Origin of the sequence: Streptosporangium sp. NPDC050855, assembly GCF_044456585.1 — a bacterium.
Classification (GTDB): Bacteria; Actinomycetota; Actinomycetes; order Streptosporangiales; family Streptosporangiaceae; genus Streptosporangium; species Streptosporangium longisporum.
In genome coordinates this window covers 245,210-260,873 of sequence record NZ_JBITFY010000008.1, presented here as the reverse complement: position 1 = coordinate 260,873, position 15,664 = coordinate 245,210, and the positions used below count along the sequence as shown (strand labels likewise).

Here is a 15,664-nt window from a genome sequence, read left to right as displayed (position 1 = left end):
TGAACTCGACCCCGACATAACGGTCGTGGGATATCGGTCGGAGGCCTCACAGCCGAACATCGGTCCTGGACAGGCCCAGGGCTACGGCCAGCAGGGCTACGGGCAGCAGCCCGGTTACGGCCAGCAGGGCTACGGCCAGCAGCAGGGGTACGGCCAGCAGGGCTCGACCGGCGGGTACGGGCAGCAGCCCGGCTACGGCCAGTCCTCCCACGAGCAGCCGGGCTACGGCCAGCAGGGCGGCACCGGCGGCACGGGCGGCTACGGCCAGCCCGGCTACGGCCAGCAGGGCGGCACCGGCGGGTACGGGCAGCAGCCGGACTACGGCCAGCAGCCCGGCTACGGCCAGCAGGGCGGCACGGGTGGCACGGGCGGCTACGGCCAGCCGGGTTACGGCCAGCAGGGCGCGACCGGTGGCTACGGACAGCAGCCGGACTACGGCCAGCAGCCCGGCTACGGCCAGCAGGGCTACGGGCAGCAGTCGTCCCAGCCCGGGTACGGCCAGCAGCCCGACTACGGTCAGCAGGGCTACGGCCAGCAGGGCGGGTACGGCCAGCAGCCGGACTACGGTCAGCAGGGCTACGGTCAGCCGGCGTACGGCCAGCAGGGCTACGGACAGCCCTACGGCGGCGTTCCCGGCGCTCCGGCGCCGCTCGCCGAGTGGTGGCAGCGTCTGGTGGCACGGCTCATCGACGGGATCATCCTGGGGATCCCGACGTTCATCATCAGCGCCGTGCTGGCCGCCGTCATCGTCACGTCCCCCAGCTTCGACAGCACGACCGGGACCCTGGACGCGGGAGGCGGCTTCTTCCTCGCCACCCTGCTCACGTCCCTGCTCGCAGCGGCGCTGTACTTCGCCTACGAGTTCTTCATGACGACCAGGAGCGGGCAGACCGTCGGCAAGATGGTCATGGGCATCAAGATCGTGCCCGTGGGCAACGTCGTGCCGCCGGGCGGGCTCAGCAACGCCGTCGCGCTCAAGCGGGCCGGCGTGTTCTTCGGCCCGCAGTTCCTGTCCTGGGTGCCGTTCCTGAACTGGATCGTGCGCATCTTCTCCCTCCTGAACGTCCTGTGGCTGCTCTGGGACCAGCCCCTGCACCAGGCTCTGCACGACAAGGTGGCCGACACGGTCGTCGTGAAGATCAAGTAGTTCCCCCGAAGAGACGGGACCGGTGGTTCGACCGCCGGTCCCGTTCTTCGTGCGAGGGCCTTCGCGCGCGTCCCGCGACACCAGGGTCGTCGACGCGACGCGACACGACGTGATCCCGATCCCGATCCCGATCCCGACCCCGACCCCGTGATCCCTGACGCGAGGTTCCTGACGCGAGCCCCTTCCGGCCCGGTCCTCCGAAAGCGGCCCTTCCGGTCCGGCCCTTCGAAAGCTGCCCTCGGAGGCGGCCTTTCGAGCCCGCCCCTCAAGGCCCGCCCCTCAAGGTCCGCCCCTCAAGGCACGGCCCTCGGGACGCCGGCCTCGCACCGGCCCCCCGGCCCCCGCCCCCGGCTCCCGCACACGCGCCTCCCGCCGCCCTCTCGCGTACGGCTTCGCACCCGGCCTCCAGCACGCGCGGCGTCCTCCATGAGCCCTCGCCGCGACCCCGCCCCCGGGCCTCCTGCCCCGAGCCTTCCGCCCCCCGGGCCTTCAGGCGCGTGGACCTTCCCGCGGACCTCCTCGTCCCCATGGCGTCGTCCGGTCCCCACGGCGTCGTCCACGGACCCTGACGCGCGGCCTTCCCACGCCCGTTCTCACGCGTCCACACGCGCGGGATTTCACGCACACGCCTTGATGCACTCGCCTTCACAGGCGCGTCTTGACGCACTCGGCTTCGTCGGGGCCGGAAAACGAGAACCCCGAGGAGCCTAACGGCCGGGCCGGGCGGGACGCCGTGGACACGCGAACCCATTTACTCCCGGGCGCGGGGCGACTTATGACCGTCCCTTGGCCCGGTCCAGGAAAATATCCGCCCTCGGCGCCACCGATGTCCTCGTACCGCTATGGCCCCTCAATGGCCGGATCGTCCGCCGTCGGGAGTTAGCCCACCACTCACCGAATGGCCGCTTCCGCCCGCCAGGAGTGTCCTGCGCGGTGCTCACGGCTTTCTCCCGTTCGTCTTCACGGTGTGTTCGGGGCGACCGATGAAGGCCTTCTTAGGGATCCGGAACGGGGGGGCGCGGTCTTGCCGGGGTTGCGCGAGGGGGGCTCGCCTTTGGTGGTTATACGGTCTACGACTATGTGCGGCCGGTCGGAGTGAGTCATACTCCAGGCAAGAAAGCACTGAAGATCCGTCTTGTTACAAGCGCTCGCGTCGCATCGGCTCCGGCCGGGCCATGAGGCGGGAGGCTCTCCGCCCGGGTGTTCCGCCGGCGGCGGGCATTCCCGTGATGAACCCGTCCGTTGCGGATCCCGGGATACCGGCGGGGCGCCGTTCCTGCCGGGATGCCTTCTGAGCAGGGACTTCCCCGTGAGGGAGGGGGTGGTGTGACGGCCGGAACGCCCGCGCGGCCGGGTATTCCAGAGACGACGATGATCACTTGATCTCCCCGGCTGTTTTTCTTGACGGCTTTACGGGTGCAACCGGTAAGGCGGCTGGAGAGAAGCATTAGGCTGGAGACCGACGGGCGTGGCGCCCCTGAGACGCATGTCGCCGGTCGGTGGCGCTATGGTCATCCGTGAGCGGTTCCGGACCGATCGGGCACGCACCCGTGCCCGGGGTCGCCGCCACTTTTCCCGGTCCAGAAAGCCCATCCACGGTGCGGAGCGAGGACGAATGTACGCAGTATTGTCCGCGTTGATACCCCCGGCGGTCGTCGGCGGGGCCTTCATCTTCGGAGTCGTCAAGTTGGTTCGGAGTGAAGCCGCCGGTCGGCGCCAGGCAAAACAGGCCGATCCGGCCGAGACGCAGAACAGCTGATCCACCACGGAGCCGCACCGGGGGCCCCGGTTCCCTGTGAGAATCGCCAGGCTTCTGGAATTGCCGCTCTTGGGTCGCGGGTATATGTTTGGCTTGCGAATGAAACAATACTCCGCGAAAGGATTGTGTAGATGGCCAAGCAGATCCAGGAGATTCTCATCGACGACCTCGATGGGGGTGAGGCCGACGAGACCGTCACCTTCGCGATTGACGGCACCAGCTATGAGATTGACCTGAGCGACGTTAACGCCAAGAAGCTCAGGGACTCCCTGTCTCCTTTCGTGCAGAGCGCCCGTCGTTCCGGCGCGCTGCCGGCCCGCCGCCGCCGTGCGGGCGGGGCGCGGGCACTCACCCGCGAGAAGAGCGCCGACATCCGGGCGTGGGCCAAGTCCCGCGGCATGAATGTCAGCGAGCGCGGCCGGATCGCGTCCAAGATCGTCGAAGACTACGAGCGGGCTCACTAGACCGGCACGGCCGGTCGAGTGAATCATGCGGTTATGGCGGTCACGGTGGGGTCCGGTGGCGGCCATGACCGCATGATGCGTTCGGGGAGCCGACAAACGTCGTTCGCTTGCGGCGTAGCGGGAACATCCCGCCCCCCGTAAGTAGTTGGATGAGGGTGAACGCCCTGCTCTCGGGGAACGTCTTCTGCATAGAGCGGTCGCCGGGTCGGGGCTACCATGCGGGATGACAGGGCCCGGATATCCCGGACCTGCCTGACCGCTCTGTGAGGAGCGACGAGATGTTCGAGAGGTTCACCGACCGCGCACGGCGGGTTGTCGTCCTGGCCCAAGAAGAGGCCCGGATGCTCAACCACAACTACATCGGTACGGAGCACATTCTTCTTGGCTTGATCCATGAAGGTGAAGGCGTTGCCGCCAAGGCTCTGGAGAGCCTCGGCATCAGTCTTGAAGGTGTGCGTCAGCAGGTCGAGGAGATCATCGGCCAGGGTCAGTCTGCGCCGTCGGGGCACATTCCGTTCACCCCGCGTGCCAAGAAGGTCCTTGAGCTGTCGCTCCGCGAGGCCCTGCAACTGGGACACAACTACATCGGCACCGAGCACATCCTGCTCGGCCTCATCCGTGAGGGCGAGGGCGTCGCCGCCCAGGTGCTGGTGAAGCTGGGTGCCGACCTCAACCGGGTCCGGCAGCAGGTCATCCAGCTGCTCCACGGCTACCAGGGCAAGGAGCCGGCCGCCGCGGGAGGCCCGACCGAGGCCGCCCCGTCGACCTCCCTCGTGCTGGACCAGTTCGGCCGTAACCTGACCCAGGCCGCCCGTGAGGGCAAGCTCGACCCGGTCATCGGCCGGGAGAAGGAGATCGAGCGGGTCATGCAGGTCCTGTCCCGCAGGACCAAGAACAACCCGGTCCTGGTGGGCGAGCCCGGCGTCGGCAAGACCGCCGTCGTCGAGGGCCTGTCCCAGAAGATCGTCAAGGGCGAGGTGCCCGAGACGCTCAAGGACAAGCAGCTCTACACGCTGGACCTGGGCGCCCTGGTGGCGGGTTCGCGTTACCGCGGTGACTTCGAGGAGCGCCTGAAGAAGGTCCTCAAGGAGATCCGCACCCGAGGCGACATCATCCTGTTCATCGACGAGCTGCACACGCTCGTCGGGGCGGGCGCCGCCGAGGGCGCGATCGACGCCGCCAGCATCCTGAAGCCGATGCTGGCCCGGGGTGAGCTGCAGACCATCGGGGCCACCACCCTCGACGAGTACCGCAAGCACCTGGAGAAGGACGCGGCGCTGGAGCGTCGTTTCCAGCCGATCCAGGTGGCCGAGCCCAGCCTCAGCCACACGATCGAGATCCTCAAGGGGCTGCGCGACCGTTACGAGGCCCACCACCGCGTCTCCATCACGGACGGCGCCCTGGTGGCCGCCGCGCAGCTGGCCGACCGCTACATCAGCGACCGGTTCCTGCCGGACAAGGCGATCGACCTCATCGACGAGGCCGGTTCGCGCATGCGCATCCGCCGCATGACCGCTCCGCCGGACCTGCGCGAGTACGACGAGAAGATCGCGGGCGTCCGGCGCGACAAGGAGTCCGCGATCGACGCGCAGGACTTCGAGAAGGCCGCGGCCCTGCGTGACCAGGAGAAGCAGCTCCAGCTCAAGCGCGAGCGCCGGGAGAAGGAGTGGAAGGCCGGCGACATGGACGTCGTGGCCGAGGTCACCGAGGAGCTCATCGCCGAGGTCCTCGCCACCGCCACCGGCATCCCGGTCTTCAAGCTCACCGAGGAGGAGTCCCAGCGGCTGCTCCGCATGGAGGACGAGCTGCACAAGCGGATCATCGGCCAGGACGACGCCATCAAGGGTCTGTCCCGCTCGATCCGCCGTACCCGCGCCGGTCTGAAGGACCCGCGCCGCCCGGGTGGTTCGTTCATCTTCGCCGGCCCGTCCGGTGTCGGTAAGACCGAGCTGTCCAAGGCGCTGGCCGAGTTCCTGTTCGGGGACGAGGACGCGCTGATCATGCTGGACATGTCGGAGTTCATGGAGAAGCACACCGTCTCCCGTCTGTTCGGCTCGCCTCCGGGCTATGTCGGATACGAGGAGGGCGGTCAGCTGACGGAGAAGGTGCGGCGCAAGCCGTTCTCGGTCGTCCTGTTCGACGAGATCGAGAAGGCCCACCCCGACATCTTCAACTCGCTGCTGCAGATCCTGGAGGACGGTCGCCTGACCGACGCCCAGGGCCGGGTGGTCGACTTCAAGAACACCGTCATCATCATGACCACGAACCTCGGCACCAGGGACATCTCCAAGGGCCAGGGGGTCGGCTTCGCCAAGAACAACGACGCCGAGTCCAACTACGACCGGATGAAGTCCAAGGTCCAGGAGGAGCTCAAGCAGCACTTCCGGCCCGAGTTCCTCAACCGTGTCGACGACATCGTGGTCTTCCACCAGCTGACCCCGAAGGAGATCATCCGCATCGTGGACCTGATGCTGGCCCAGGTGGGCCTGCGTCTGAAGGACCGCGACATGGGGATGGAGCTCACCCAGGAGGCCAAGCAGCTGCTGGCCGACCGTGGCTACGACCCGGTGATGGGCGCCCGCCCGCTCCGGCGCACGATCCAGCGCGAGCTGGAGGACACCCTGTCCGAGAAGATTCTGTACGGCGAACTCCGTCCCGGCCAGATCGTGAAGATCGCGGTCGAGGGCGAGGGCGAGAACGCGAAGTTCACCTTCGTCGGTGAGAACGCGCCGGTCGACCGGGTCCCCGACTCGGCCGCCGCCATCGCGGAGCCCATCCAGAACTAGGACGCAAGGCCCTCCGGGGCCACCCGGCAGGCCCCGCCGTGAGGAGACTCACGGCGGGGCCTGTCTATTTGTTACCAAAGAGGGTGTCTACGCCACGACAGGTAGTACTACACTGTGTAGAGTGAGCTCGGCGGGGCCTCACCGCGTGATCCTCGAACCACACCGGCCACCGTGGATCGCCGACGATGTCAGCCTCGCGACGTAGCGACGTATCGGCTCCGGGAATGATGCGGAGGTCGCTGCCCGCACGGGATGCTGCACGAGCCGGGGCCGAGCTCCCGGCTGGAGAGAGCCTCCGGCGCCGCGAACGGGCGGCGCGGGGCGATCGGGGACCCACGAGAAGTACGCCTGGGAGGCACCGCATGCGTTTACGGCACGAGGACGGGACGCTCGTTCACCTGGCCTACAACGCGGGTGTCCACCCCGCCGAGGACCTGGAGAACCTGATCGCGCACCTGACCAGGTACGCGGTGCCGGTGCGCAAGCGCCTGGGCGTGGAGCGCATGGGCGTGGGCCTGTGGCTCTCCCCGAGCGTCGCCGACCATCTCAGCGCCGACCGGATCGAGCTGGTGCGCCTGCGCCGCTCCCTGGAGGAGCGCGGCCTGGAGGTCGTCAGCCTCAACGGCACCGGCGGCAGGAACCAGGAGTCGCCCGGTCCCGACTGGGCCAAGCCCGAGCGTTACCGCTACACGATGGCGCTGGCCAGGATCCTGGCCTTCCTGCTCCCGGACGACGTCCGCTTCGGAAGCATCTCCACCATCCCGATCGGCTGGCGCCGGGACTGGCCGGCCGACCTGCACGCGATCGCCTCGCGTCGCCTGGAGCGGCTGGCCCGGGAGCTGCGCGGGCTCTACAGCGTCACTGGAAAGACGGTCAGGGTGGGCTTCGAGCCGTGGCCCGGCTGCGTGCTGGAGACCACCGAGCAGGCCCTGGATCGGGTCGGTGGCATCGACTCCGAGCACCTGGGCGTCTGCCTGGACGCCTGCCACCTGTCGGGAGGCGCCGAGGAGCCCGGAGCCGCCCTGCGCGGCCTGGCGGCGGCCGGGGCCCCGGTGGTCAAACTCGGTCACGTGCACAACCACCTGACAGCCGCCTGCCAGGAGCTGCCCAGCACCCGCCCGATCCTGGAGGACACCCTCACCGCGATGCTCTCCGGCGCGGTGAACGGAACCGCGCACATCGAGGTGGAGACCCACGACCTGGCCGTGCCGCTGCGGGCCCGGGGGCCCGGCGCGCTGGTCAACATGATCGCCGAGGAGCTCGACTGGGCCCGGAGCAACCTCACCGCCCTGGGCCTGCGCCTGGCCGCCTGAGAAACGGTCCCGGAGACCCTCCGCGGCCCGCCCGGGAGCCTCTCAGGGGACGATCCGGGAGCCCTCCGCGACTCCCGGAGGGGGGCTCGATGCGGTCGGGACCGGCCGGTTCGGCCGGGAGGCGCGATCCAGGGCCCGGACGGTCGTCTCAGCAACGGCGTCTCAGAGGCGGCGTCTCAGTGACGGTCGTCTCAGCGGCGGCGTCTCAGCCGGGCAGGCGGTAGGTGCCGTCGTCGAGCACCTCGGCCAGGCCGTCCGCCACCAGGCCGTCGAGGGCGCGCTCGCGCTGCGGGACGTCCTGCCAGACGACGTCGAGGGCTTCCTTGGGGACGGCGCCGTGGGCCTGGCGCAGCACCGCCAGGAGACGGCCGCGGCACTGGCGGTCCGTGCCCGCGTACGTCTGGCCCCTGCGCGCGGGACCGTCGTAGGCGGGCTTGCCCGCCAGCCGCCACGCGCACAGGTCGCTGATCGGGCAGTCGGCGCAGCGGGCCGCGCGGGCCGTGCAGACCAGGGCGCCCAGCTCCATCACGGCGACCGCCCAGACCGGGGCCCGGTCGGCGTCGGGGAGCAACGAGGCGGCGAGCCTGCGTTCGGCCGGCGTGGTGGCCTTCGGCGGGTACTCCTCGCCACCGACGGCCCGCGCCAGGACCCGCCGCACGTTGGTGTCGAGGACCGGGTGCCGGCCCCGGAAGGCGAAGCTGGCGACCGCGGCGGCGGTGTACTCGCCGACACCGGGAAGCGTCAGCAGGGTGTCGTGGTCGCAGGGGACCTCGCCGCCGTGCCGGCCGGTGATCGCGCGGGCGCACGCGTGCAGGTTCAGCGCCCGGCGCGGGTAACCGAGCCGGCCCCAGTGGCGTACGGCCTCACCGGGTGTCTCCCGGGCGAGGTCGGCCGGGGTGGGCCAGCGCTCCATCCACTCGGTCCACACCGGCAGCACCCGCACGACCGGGGTCTGCTGAAGCATGATCTCGCTGACCAGGATCGACCACGGTGAGGCGCCGGGCGTCCGCCAGGGAAGGTCGCGGGCGTTGCCGGCGTACCAGTCGAGGACGGGTTCGAGCAGACGGTTCGACTCGGGCACCTTTCGACGATAGTGCCGCCTGCGGTGTCCCCGATCCGGCTCCTTCTCCTTCGTCCGCCTTTCGCCCGCCCGACCGCGGCCGGAACGGCGCCGAAGCCCCGGGGAAGCGGCGGGTCGCCTCCTCGGGGCCGTGCGGGCCGACCATACTGTGAGCATGGATCCCGACACGTTCCGTGACGACCTCGGAGCCGATGTCTACTGGCGGCGCCGGATGACCGCGTTGATCGCCGTGCTCATGGTGGTCGCCGTGGTGGCGTGGGCGTGCTCGGCCACGGGAGGCCCGGACGACGTCCGCAAGCGCGGCGGGACCACCGCGCAGGAGACGCCGGACGCGGTGCCGGGCGTCCTGCCGCCCTCCGAGGTCACCCCCTCGGCGTCCTGGAGCCGCACACCGTCCCCGGGGACCTCCAGGGCGACCGGAGCGGCCGGGACGGCCGTCCGGCACAGGCGGCCGGGACAGGCCTGCACCCCCGGGCAGCTCGTGCTGAGCATGGAGGGCCAGGGGACGGTCTACCCGGCGGGCATCCGTCCCCGGTTCATCCTGACGCTGGTCAACGTCGGCAAGGTCATGTGCACCGCCGAGGTGGGACCGCGCTCCCTGGAGGTCCGCATCACCTCCGGCCCCGACCGGGTGTGGTCGTCCTCCGACTGCATCAGCGGCGAGACCGACCACGTCGACCGGCTGGAACGCGGCGTCCCCTACGTGCGGGAGCTGGTGTGGGACCGCCGCCGCTCCGGGAACGACTGCGCGTCCGACCGGGTCGCGGCCCGCCCCGGCACCTACGTGGCCGTGGCCCACGCCCCCGGCCTGCGGAGCCGCAAGGCCGTCTTCCACCTGCGCTGACCCCGCGTCCGGCTCGGCCTCGCGCCCGGCGTGACCTTCATGCCCGGCGTGACCCGCACCCGGCGTGGCTCGATGTGACCTCATGCCCGACGTGACCCGTGTGACCCGCGTGACGCGTATGACCCCGCGTCCGGCGCGGTCCCGTCCGGGCGTCCTCAGACGTAGCGTTCCAGGATGGACGACTCGGCCAGCCGGGAGAGGCCCTCGCGGATGTGGCGGGCCCTGGCCTCGCCGACCCCGCCGACCTCCTGGAGCTCGCCGATGCTGGCGGCCAGCAGCTTCTGCAGGCTGGCGAACTGGTCGACGAGGCGGTCGACCACGGTGCTCGGCAGCCGGGGGACCTTGGCCAGCAGCCGGTACCCCCGGGGGCTCACCGGCTGCTCCAGCGCGTCGTTGCCCGAGTGGCCGAGGACCTGGGCGACGATCGAGAGGTCGAGCAGGTCGGTGGAGGAGAGCCGGTCGAGCTCCTGCAGCGCCTCGGCGAACTTGCGCGGCCTGCGACCGGCCGCGGGCAGGTAGTCCCGGACGATCAGCTCGCGGTCGCTCTCCGTGCCGGCCACGAGCTCGTCCAGCTGCAGGGAGAGCAACCGGCCGTCGGTGCCGAGCTCGACCACGTAACCGGCGATCTCCTCGGAGATGCGCCGGACCATCTCCAGCCGCTGGGCGACCACCGCGATGTCACGCACCGTGACCAGGTCCTCGATCTCCAGCGCGGACAGCGTGCCGGAGACCTCGTCCAGGCGGAGCTTGTAGCGCTCCAGGGTGGCCAGGGCCTGGTTGGACTTGGACAGGATGACCGCCGACTCCTCCACCACGTAGCGGATGCCCTCCAGGTACAGGGCGATGATCCGCATGGACTTGCTGAGGGAGATGACCGGCAGGGAGGTCTGTAGGGCCACCCGCTGGGCGGTGCGGTGCCGGGTCCCGGACTCGTCGGTCGGGATGGAGGGATCGGGCATCAGGTGCACGGCCGCGCGCACGATCCGCAGGTCACCGGCGTTGAGGACGATGGCGCCGTCCATCTTGGCCAGCTCGCGCAGTCGCGTCGCGGAGAACTCGACGTCCAGCTCGAACCCGCCGCTGCAGATCTCCTCGACCGTCCGGTCGTAGCCCAGGACGATCAGGCCGCCGGTGTGCCCGCGGAGAATGCGCTCCAGGCCGTCGCGTAGAGCGGTGCCCGGGGCGACCGCGGCCAGGATGCTCCTGCGGCGCTCGTCGAGCCCTTTGTAGGTTGCTGCCACCTGACCCCCGTGGTCTGCCTATACCACCCAGCTTACCGGCGAAGGCCCCGCAGGGCCCGGAATCGCCGGATGCCGGTGCACCGCAGGGCCTGCGGGCCGGTCGATCACGGGATCTGCGGGGTCAGGTGACGTGGGTGAGGGCGTCCCAGACGTTCTCCGCCTCGACGACGTCGAAGCCGGGGGCGAAGGCCGAGCCGCGCCCGGCCACCGGGACCAGCGAGTTGTCGCCGCCCCGCCGCTTGCCCCCCTCCAGGGAGCCCGAGGGGACCAGGGCGCGGGTGAAGCCCAGCCGTGCGGCCTCCGACAGGCGGCGCCGCACGTCGCGGACCGGGCGGAGCTCCCCGGCCAGGCCCACCTCGCCGAGCACCACCAGCCCCGAGGGCAGCGCCTTGTCACCGGCCGCGCTGGCCACCGCGAGCATCACCGACAGGTCGACCGCGGGGTCGCTGAGCTTGATCCCCCCGACGGTCGCGGTGAAGACGTCGCACCCGCCCAGTTTGGCGTTGAGCCGCCGCTCCAGCACGGCGAGCACCATCGTCACCCGGTAGGTGTCGAGCCCGGAGGAGGAGCGGCGCGGCTGCTGGGCCTCGGTCCTGGCGACCAGCGCCTGGACCTCGGCGGGCAGCGGCCTGGTGCCCTCCAGGGTGACGGTGACGCAGGTGCCCGGCACCGGGTCGGTGCGGTGCGAGACGAACAGGCCGCTGGCGTCGGTGATGCCCTCGATGCCGCTCTCGTGCAGGTCGAAGCAGCCGACCTCGTCCACCGGGCCGTACCGGTTCTTGATCGCGCGGACCAGGCGGAGCCGGGAGTGCCGGTCGCCCTCGAAGTGGAGCACGACGTCGACGAGGTGCTCCAGGGTGCGGGGGCCGGCGATCGAGCCCTCCTTGGTGACGTGGCCGACCAGCACGGTGGACATGCCGCGCTCCTTGGCCAGCCGCACCAGGTTTCCCGCGACCTCCCTGACCTGGGTCACCCCGCCGGGCACGCCGGTCGCCTGCATGGAGCCGATCGTCTGCACGGAGTCGACGATGAGCAGGTCGGGCTGGACCTTCTCGACGTGCGAGACCAGCGCGCTCAGGTCGGTCTCGGCCGCCAGGTAGAGGCGGTCCTGGATCGCGCCGATCCGGTCGGCCCTGATCCGCACCTGGGCGGCCGACTCCTCACCGGTGATGTAGAGGACCGTCTGCTGGCGGGCGATCTTGGCCGCGGCCTCCAGCAGCAGGGTGGACTTGCCGATGCCGGGCTCCCCGGCCAGCAGCACCACCGCCCCGGGGACCAGGCCGCCGCCCAGGACCCGGTCGAGCTCGGGCACGCCGGTGGGACGCGCGTGCGCCACCTCGGCCTTGACCTGGCCGATCGGCACGGCCGGGGCCGACACCGCCCCGGCGGAGGCCACCCGCACTCCCGCGCGGGCCGTCTCCTCCTCGACCGTGCCCCAGGCCTGGCACTCGCCGCAGCGCCCCACCCATTTGGCCGTCTGCCACCCGCATTCGGCACAGCGGTAGCCGCCAGCCTTTTTCACCATGGCCGCACGTTACCCGTCCGCACCGACAACTTTCACCCGGCACGGCCGGGCCGTGCCGGGGGAGAGCCGCCGCGCGCCGGGCCCGCCGGGGCCCGGTTCGCGGGCGTGTCAGATGTGGCCCTCCAGGTCGGCCAGCAGCAGGCGCTTGGGCTTGGCGCCCTTGATCTGCTGCACGACCTCGCCGTCCTTGTAGAGGTTGAGCGTGGGCAGCCCGAGGACGCCGTACCTGGCGGAGATCTCGGGGTAGTCGTCGGCGTTGAGCTTGGCGATCGTGAGGCGGTCGCCGTACTCGGCCTCGATCTCGGTGAGGACCGGGGCGATCATCTTGCACGGCCCGCACCACTCGGCCCAGAAGTCGACCAGGACGGGCTTGTCGCTCCGCAGCACCTGCTCGTCGAAGTTCTCGGCGGTCAATGTGATCATGTTTCTCCTGCTTTCCTCAGTACGCAGCCCGGGCAGGCCGTGGTGAACTGTGCCGCCACCTCGGCCCTGCGGGCGAGCAGCGTGCGGATCTCGTCGTCGATCTCGGCGAGCTTGCGCCGGTAGACGGCCACCGACTCCGGGCACGACCCCCCGGAGTCGTGCCCGGCCCGCAGGCAGGCCACGAACGGGCGGGCGTCGTCCAGGGTGAAGCCGACCGCGAGCAGCGACCGGATCTCCGAGACGAGCCGCAGGTCCGCCTCCCCGTACTCGCGGTAGCCGTTGGCCGAGCGGCGGGCCGAGATCAGGCCCTGCTGCTCGTAGTACCGCAGCGCCCGGGGACTGACCCCCGCGCGCCGTGCCAGCTCGCCGATCCGCATCCGTCCCTCCCGATGGGACGACGATAAACCGTGACACCAGCGTCAAGGTCAAGCCGCCACGCGTTGTTCCCGGACGGTTCCCGGACGGTTCCCGCACGCCCCGCGGGGAGGTTCCCGGATCGCCTCAGGAGGGCGACGGGATCCGCGGGGAACGGCTCAGAACAGCTTCCAGCGCAGCACGTTGGGGTAGGCGATCTCCAGGCCGTCGGTCTCCGCGATGGCCTGCTCGGCGACCGCGGGGGTGAACTCGATGCGGAGCACCGCCTCCAGGTCGGCGCGGCGCTCGAAGCGCATGTTCAGGTCCAGCTCGGCGGCCTGCCAGCCCTGGCGGCTCCAGAACTCCTCGACGGACCTGGCCGAGTAGGAGGGGATCGACCGCGAGAACCAGCGGCCGAAGGCGCCGCGACCGGCGTCGACGTCGATGACGAAGGCCGCGCCGCCGCGCCGCAGCACCCGGGAGAGCTCGGCCAGGCCGGGCTCGCAGCCGGGTCCGAAGAAGTAGGCCCAGCGGGCGACGGCCACGTCCACGCTCGCGTCCGGCAGCGGGAGCGCCTGGGCGGTGCCCACGCGGACCTCCACGTTCGGCAGCGAGCGGCACCGGCGGCCGGCCAGACCTACCAGGTCCTCGTGCGGTTCGACGCCGACGACCCGGGCGGCGGTGGCGGCCAGGGAGGGCAGGTGGTAGCCGGTGCCGCAGCCGATGTCCAGGACCGTCGCCCCGCGCCAGGGCCGGATGGCCGCCATCGCGGCCTCGGCACGGCCCTCGGGGTCCACCGCCCGGTTCTCCAGCTCGTAGGTCCGGGGCGTGTTCCAGATGTTGGGGCTGGGGATGGCGCCCTTGGCGTACCTCGGCATGCCCTCACCGTAACGGTGTGATCCCGGACGCGTCGGGCGGCGGCGTACAGCACCGCTCTCCGGACCCGCTTAGGCTGGCAAAGGTGAGCGACATGAGCGAGCGGGCCGGTCGGCCCAGCGGTGTTCGCGAGCGTGTGCTCCGAGCCGGAGACGAGGAAGCGGTATGAGCGTCCGTGTATCCAGTGCGAAGATCGCGCTGTCCACCGCGTCGGTGTACCCCGAACGTACCCCCGACGCCTTCGAGCTGGCCGCGCGCCTGGGGTACGACGGTGTGGAGATCATGGTGGGCGCCGACCCCGTGAGCCAGGACGTCGACGTCCTGGAGCGGCTGTCGGACCACTACCAGATGCCGATCCTGGCCATCCACGCGCCGTGCCTGCTGGTGACGCAGCGGGTCTGGGGCAAGGACCCCTGGGCCAAGCTGGAGCGCGCCCAGCGTGCGGCCGAGCGGGTCGGCGCCCGCACGGTCGTGGTGCATCCGCCGTTCCGCTGGCAGCGGGACTACGCCAGGGACTTCGAGATCGGCCTGGCCAGGATGCGCGAGGAGACCGACGTGGTGTTCGCGGTGGAGAACATGTTCCCCCTCAAGGCCAGGGGCAACGAGGTCGTCCCCTACTCCCCCGACTGGAACCCGGTCGACCACGACTTCCCCCAGGTCACGCTGGACCTCTCGCACACGGCGGTGTCCGGGTCCGACGCCCTGGAGATGTTCACCAAGCTCGGCGACCGGCTCGCCCACCTGCACCTGGCCGACGGCGTGGGCGTGCCGAACAAGGACGAGCACCTGGTTCCGGGGCGGGGCACCCAGCCGTGCGCGCCGATCCTGGAGCGGATGGCGGGCAACGGCTACTCCGGGCTGGTGGTGCTGGAGATCAACACGCGCAAGGCGGCCAGCCGCAGCGAGCGGATCGACGACCTCGCCGAGGCGCTGGCCTTCGCCCGGCTGCACCTGGCCGCCTCCACCAGCGCATGAGCGAGCCCGTCGTGAGCGAGCCCGCCGCGTCCGGCGCGCCGGAAGCGGCGGACGCACTCGGCGGGAACGGGGAGTCCGGCGGGAACGGCGGGAACGGCGGGAACGCGGCGAGGAGGAGGCCGGGGCGCAGGCCGGGGTCGGCCGACACGCGGGGGCAGATCCTGGCGGCGGCACGCGAGATCTTCGCGGAGAAGGGGTTCGACAAGGCGACCGTGCGGGGCATCGCCCGCCAGGCCGGGGTGGACCCGGCGCTGGTCCACCACTACTTCGCCGGCAAGGAGGGCATCTTCGTCGCGGCGATGGAGCTGCCGATCAACCCGGAGAACGTCGTCGCGGCGATCCTGGCGGGTCCGCGCGACGAGGTCGGCGAGCGGCTGACCAGGCTCATCCTGACGATCACCTCGGACGCCGCGGCCCGCCAGCCGCTGCTGGCGCTGGTGCGGACCGCGATGACCAACGACCAGATGGTCGTCATGATCCGCGAGTTCATGACGCGGGCGCTGCTGCACCGGGTCGCGGAGCTGCTCCAGATCCCGCCGCTGCGGATGGAGGCGGCCTTCGCCCAGCTGTTCGGCGTGGTGCTGGTGCGCTACGTCCTCAAGCTGGAGCCGCTGGCCTCCACCGACGTCGAGGACCTGGTGGAGCTGCTCGCGCCCACGATCCAGCGTTACCTCGACCCGGCGCGGCCGTAGTGATCACTTCGGTACCGTCCGGAGGCGTACAGAGCATTGTTCTGGGCATTGGGTCGGCCATAGGGTGACCACGGTCGGCCCGGGTGCTGCGCGCGGGTAAGTTACCCGTGGGTAGGATTCGTGGGGACCCGTCGTCATCATGGGTGACCGGCGGTCGTACGCTGGCAGCCAACGCCGTCTGTGG

At 70.8% G+C, this 15,664-nt stretch carries 13 protein-coding genes; 7 read left to right on the top strand and 6 right to left on the bottom strand.

Annotation, left to right across the window (positions count from 1 at the left end; all coding sequences use genetic code 11):
• Window positions 1-25: 25 nt before the first annotated feature.
• From ACIBCT_RS18355 to ACIBCT_RS18340, 4 genes are all read left to right on the top strand, one after another.
• Entirely contained in the window at window positions 26-1,147 is a 1,122-nt protein-coding gene (locus tag ACIBCT_RS18355) for an RDD family protein (RefSeq protein WP_399189909.1), read from the top strand.
• Between the two features lie 1,890 nt (window positions 1,148-3,037).
• The gene (locus ACIBCT_RS18350) at window positions 3,038-3,370 is read left to right on the top strand and encodes an Lsr2 family protein (protein WP_399189907.1); all 333 of its coding nucleotides are present in this window, start codon (window positions 3,038-3,040) and stop codon (window positions 3,368-3,370) included.
• A gap of 278 nt (window positions 3,371-3,648) precedes the next feature.
• Window positions 3,649-6,156, top strand: coding sequence for an ATP-dependent Clp protease ATP-binding subunit (locus tag ACIBCT_RS18345; RefSeq protein ID WP_362799434.1), 2,508 nt, complete (start codon window positions 3,649-3,651; stop codon window positions 6,154-6,156).
• A 362-nt stretch (window positions 6,157-6,518) separates the two neighbouring features.
• Window positions 6,519-7,469, top strand: a complete 951-nt coding sequence (locus ACIBCT_RS18340; protein ID WP_399189904.1) for a TIM barrel protein — start codon at window positions 6,519-6,521, stop codon at window positions 7,467-7,469.
• Between the two features lie 205 nt (window positions 7,470-7,674).
• Here ACIBCT_RS18340 and ACIBCT_RS18335 read toward each other — a convergent pair whose 3' ends face one another.
• Window positions 7,675-8,550 carry an A/G-specific adenine glycosylase gene (locus tag ACIBCT_RS18335; protein WP_399189902.1) on the bottom strand — a complete coding sequence of 292 codons (876 nt, stop codon included), beginning with the start codon at window positions 8,548-8,550 and terminating at the stop codon, window positions 7,675-7,677.
• 154 nt (window positions 8,551-8,704) lie between these two features.
• On the opposite strand from ACIBCT_RS18335, the gene ACIBCT_RS18330 reads away from it, so the two are divergent.
• Window positions 8,705-9,394 (top strand): hypothetical protein, encoded by a 690-nt coding sequence (locus ACIBCT_RS18330; protein WP_399189900.1) that lies wholly within the window; start codon window positions 8,705-8,707, stop codon window positions 9,392-9,394.
• Window positions 9,395-9,549: 155 nt separating this feature from the next.
• On the opposite strand, the gene disA is transcribed toward ACIBCT_RS18330, so the two are convergent.
• The 5 genes from disA to ACIBCT_RS18305 all read right to left on the bottom strand — a co-directional run bounded on the left by disA (window position 9,550) and on the right by ACIBCT_RS18305 (window position 13,815).
• The gene (gene disA / locus ACIBCT_RS18325; RefSeq protein WP_399189898.1) at window positions 9,550-10,635 is read right to left on the bottom strand and encodes a DNA integrity scanning diadenylate cyclase DisA; all 1,086 of its coding nucleotides are present in this window, start codon (window positions 10,633-10,635) and stop codon (window positions 9,550-9,552) included.
• Between the two features lie 121 nt (window positions 10,636-10,756).
• Window positions 10,757-12,160, bottom strand: coding sequence for a DNA repair protein RadA (gene radA / locus ACIBCT_RS18320; protein ID WP_399189895.1), 1,404 nt, complete (start codon window positions 12,158-12,160; stop codon window positions 10,757-10,759).
• 108 nt (window positions 12,161-12,268) lie between these two features.
• Window positions 12,269-12,583, bottom strand: a complete 315-nt coding sequence (gene trxA, locus ACIBCT_RS18315) for a thioredoxin (RefSeq protein WP_344893001.1) — start codon at window positions 12,581-12,583, stop codon at window positions 12,269-12,271.
• On the bottom strand, window positions 12,580-12,960 hold the full coding sequence (locus ACIBCT_RS18310) for a MerR family transcriptional regulator (RefSeq protein WP_399189893.1): 381 nt from the start codon (window positions 12,958-12,960) through the stop codon (window positions 12,580-12,582). Before ACIBCT_RS18310 ends, trxA begins: the two co-directional genes overlap by 4 nt.
• Before the next feature lie 156 nt (window positions 12,961-13,116).
• The gene (locus ACIBCT_RS18305) at window positions 13,117-13,815 is read right to left on the bottom strand and encodes a class I SAM-dependent methyltransferase (protein WP_399189891.1); all 699 of its coding nucleotides are present in this window, start codon (window positions 13,813-13,815) and stop codon (window positions 13,117-13,119) included.
• Between the two features lie 163 nt (window positions 13,816-13,978).
• Here ACIBCT_RS18305 and ACIBCT_RS18300 point away from each other — a divergent pair, with 163 nt between their 5' ends.
• Together ACIBCT_RS18300 and ACIBCT_RS18295 are read left to right on the top strand one after the other, a co-directional pair.
• Window positions 13,979-14,788, top strand: a complete 810-nt coding sequence (locus ACIBCT_RS18300) for a sugar phosphate isomerase/epimerase family protein (protein WP_399189889.1) — start codon at window positions 13,979-13,981, stop codon at window positions 14,786-14,788.
• Window positions 14,785-15,480: a TetR family transcriptional regulator gene (locus tag ACIBCT_RS18295; protein WP_399189887.1), complete on the top strand. Its 696-nt coding sequence runs from the start codon at window positions 14,785-14,787 to the stop codon at window positions 15,478-15,480. Before ACIBCT_RS18300 ends, ACIBCT_RS18295 begins: the two co-directional genes overlap by 4 nt.
• The last annotated feature ends 184 nt before the right edge of the window (window positions 15,481-15,664 follow it).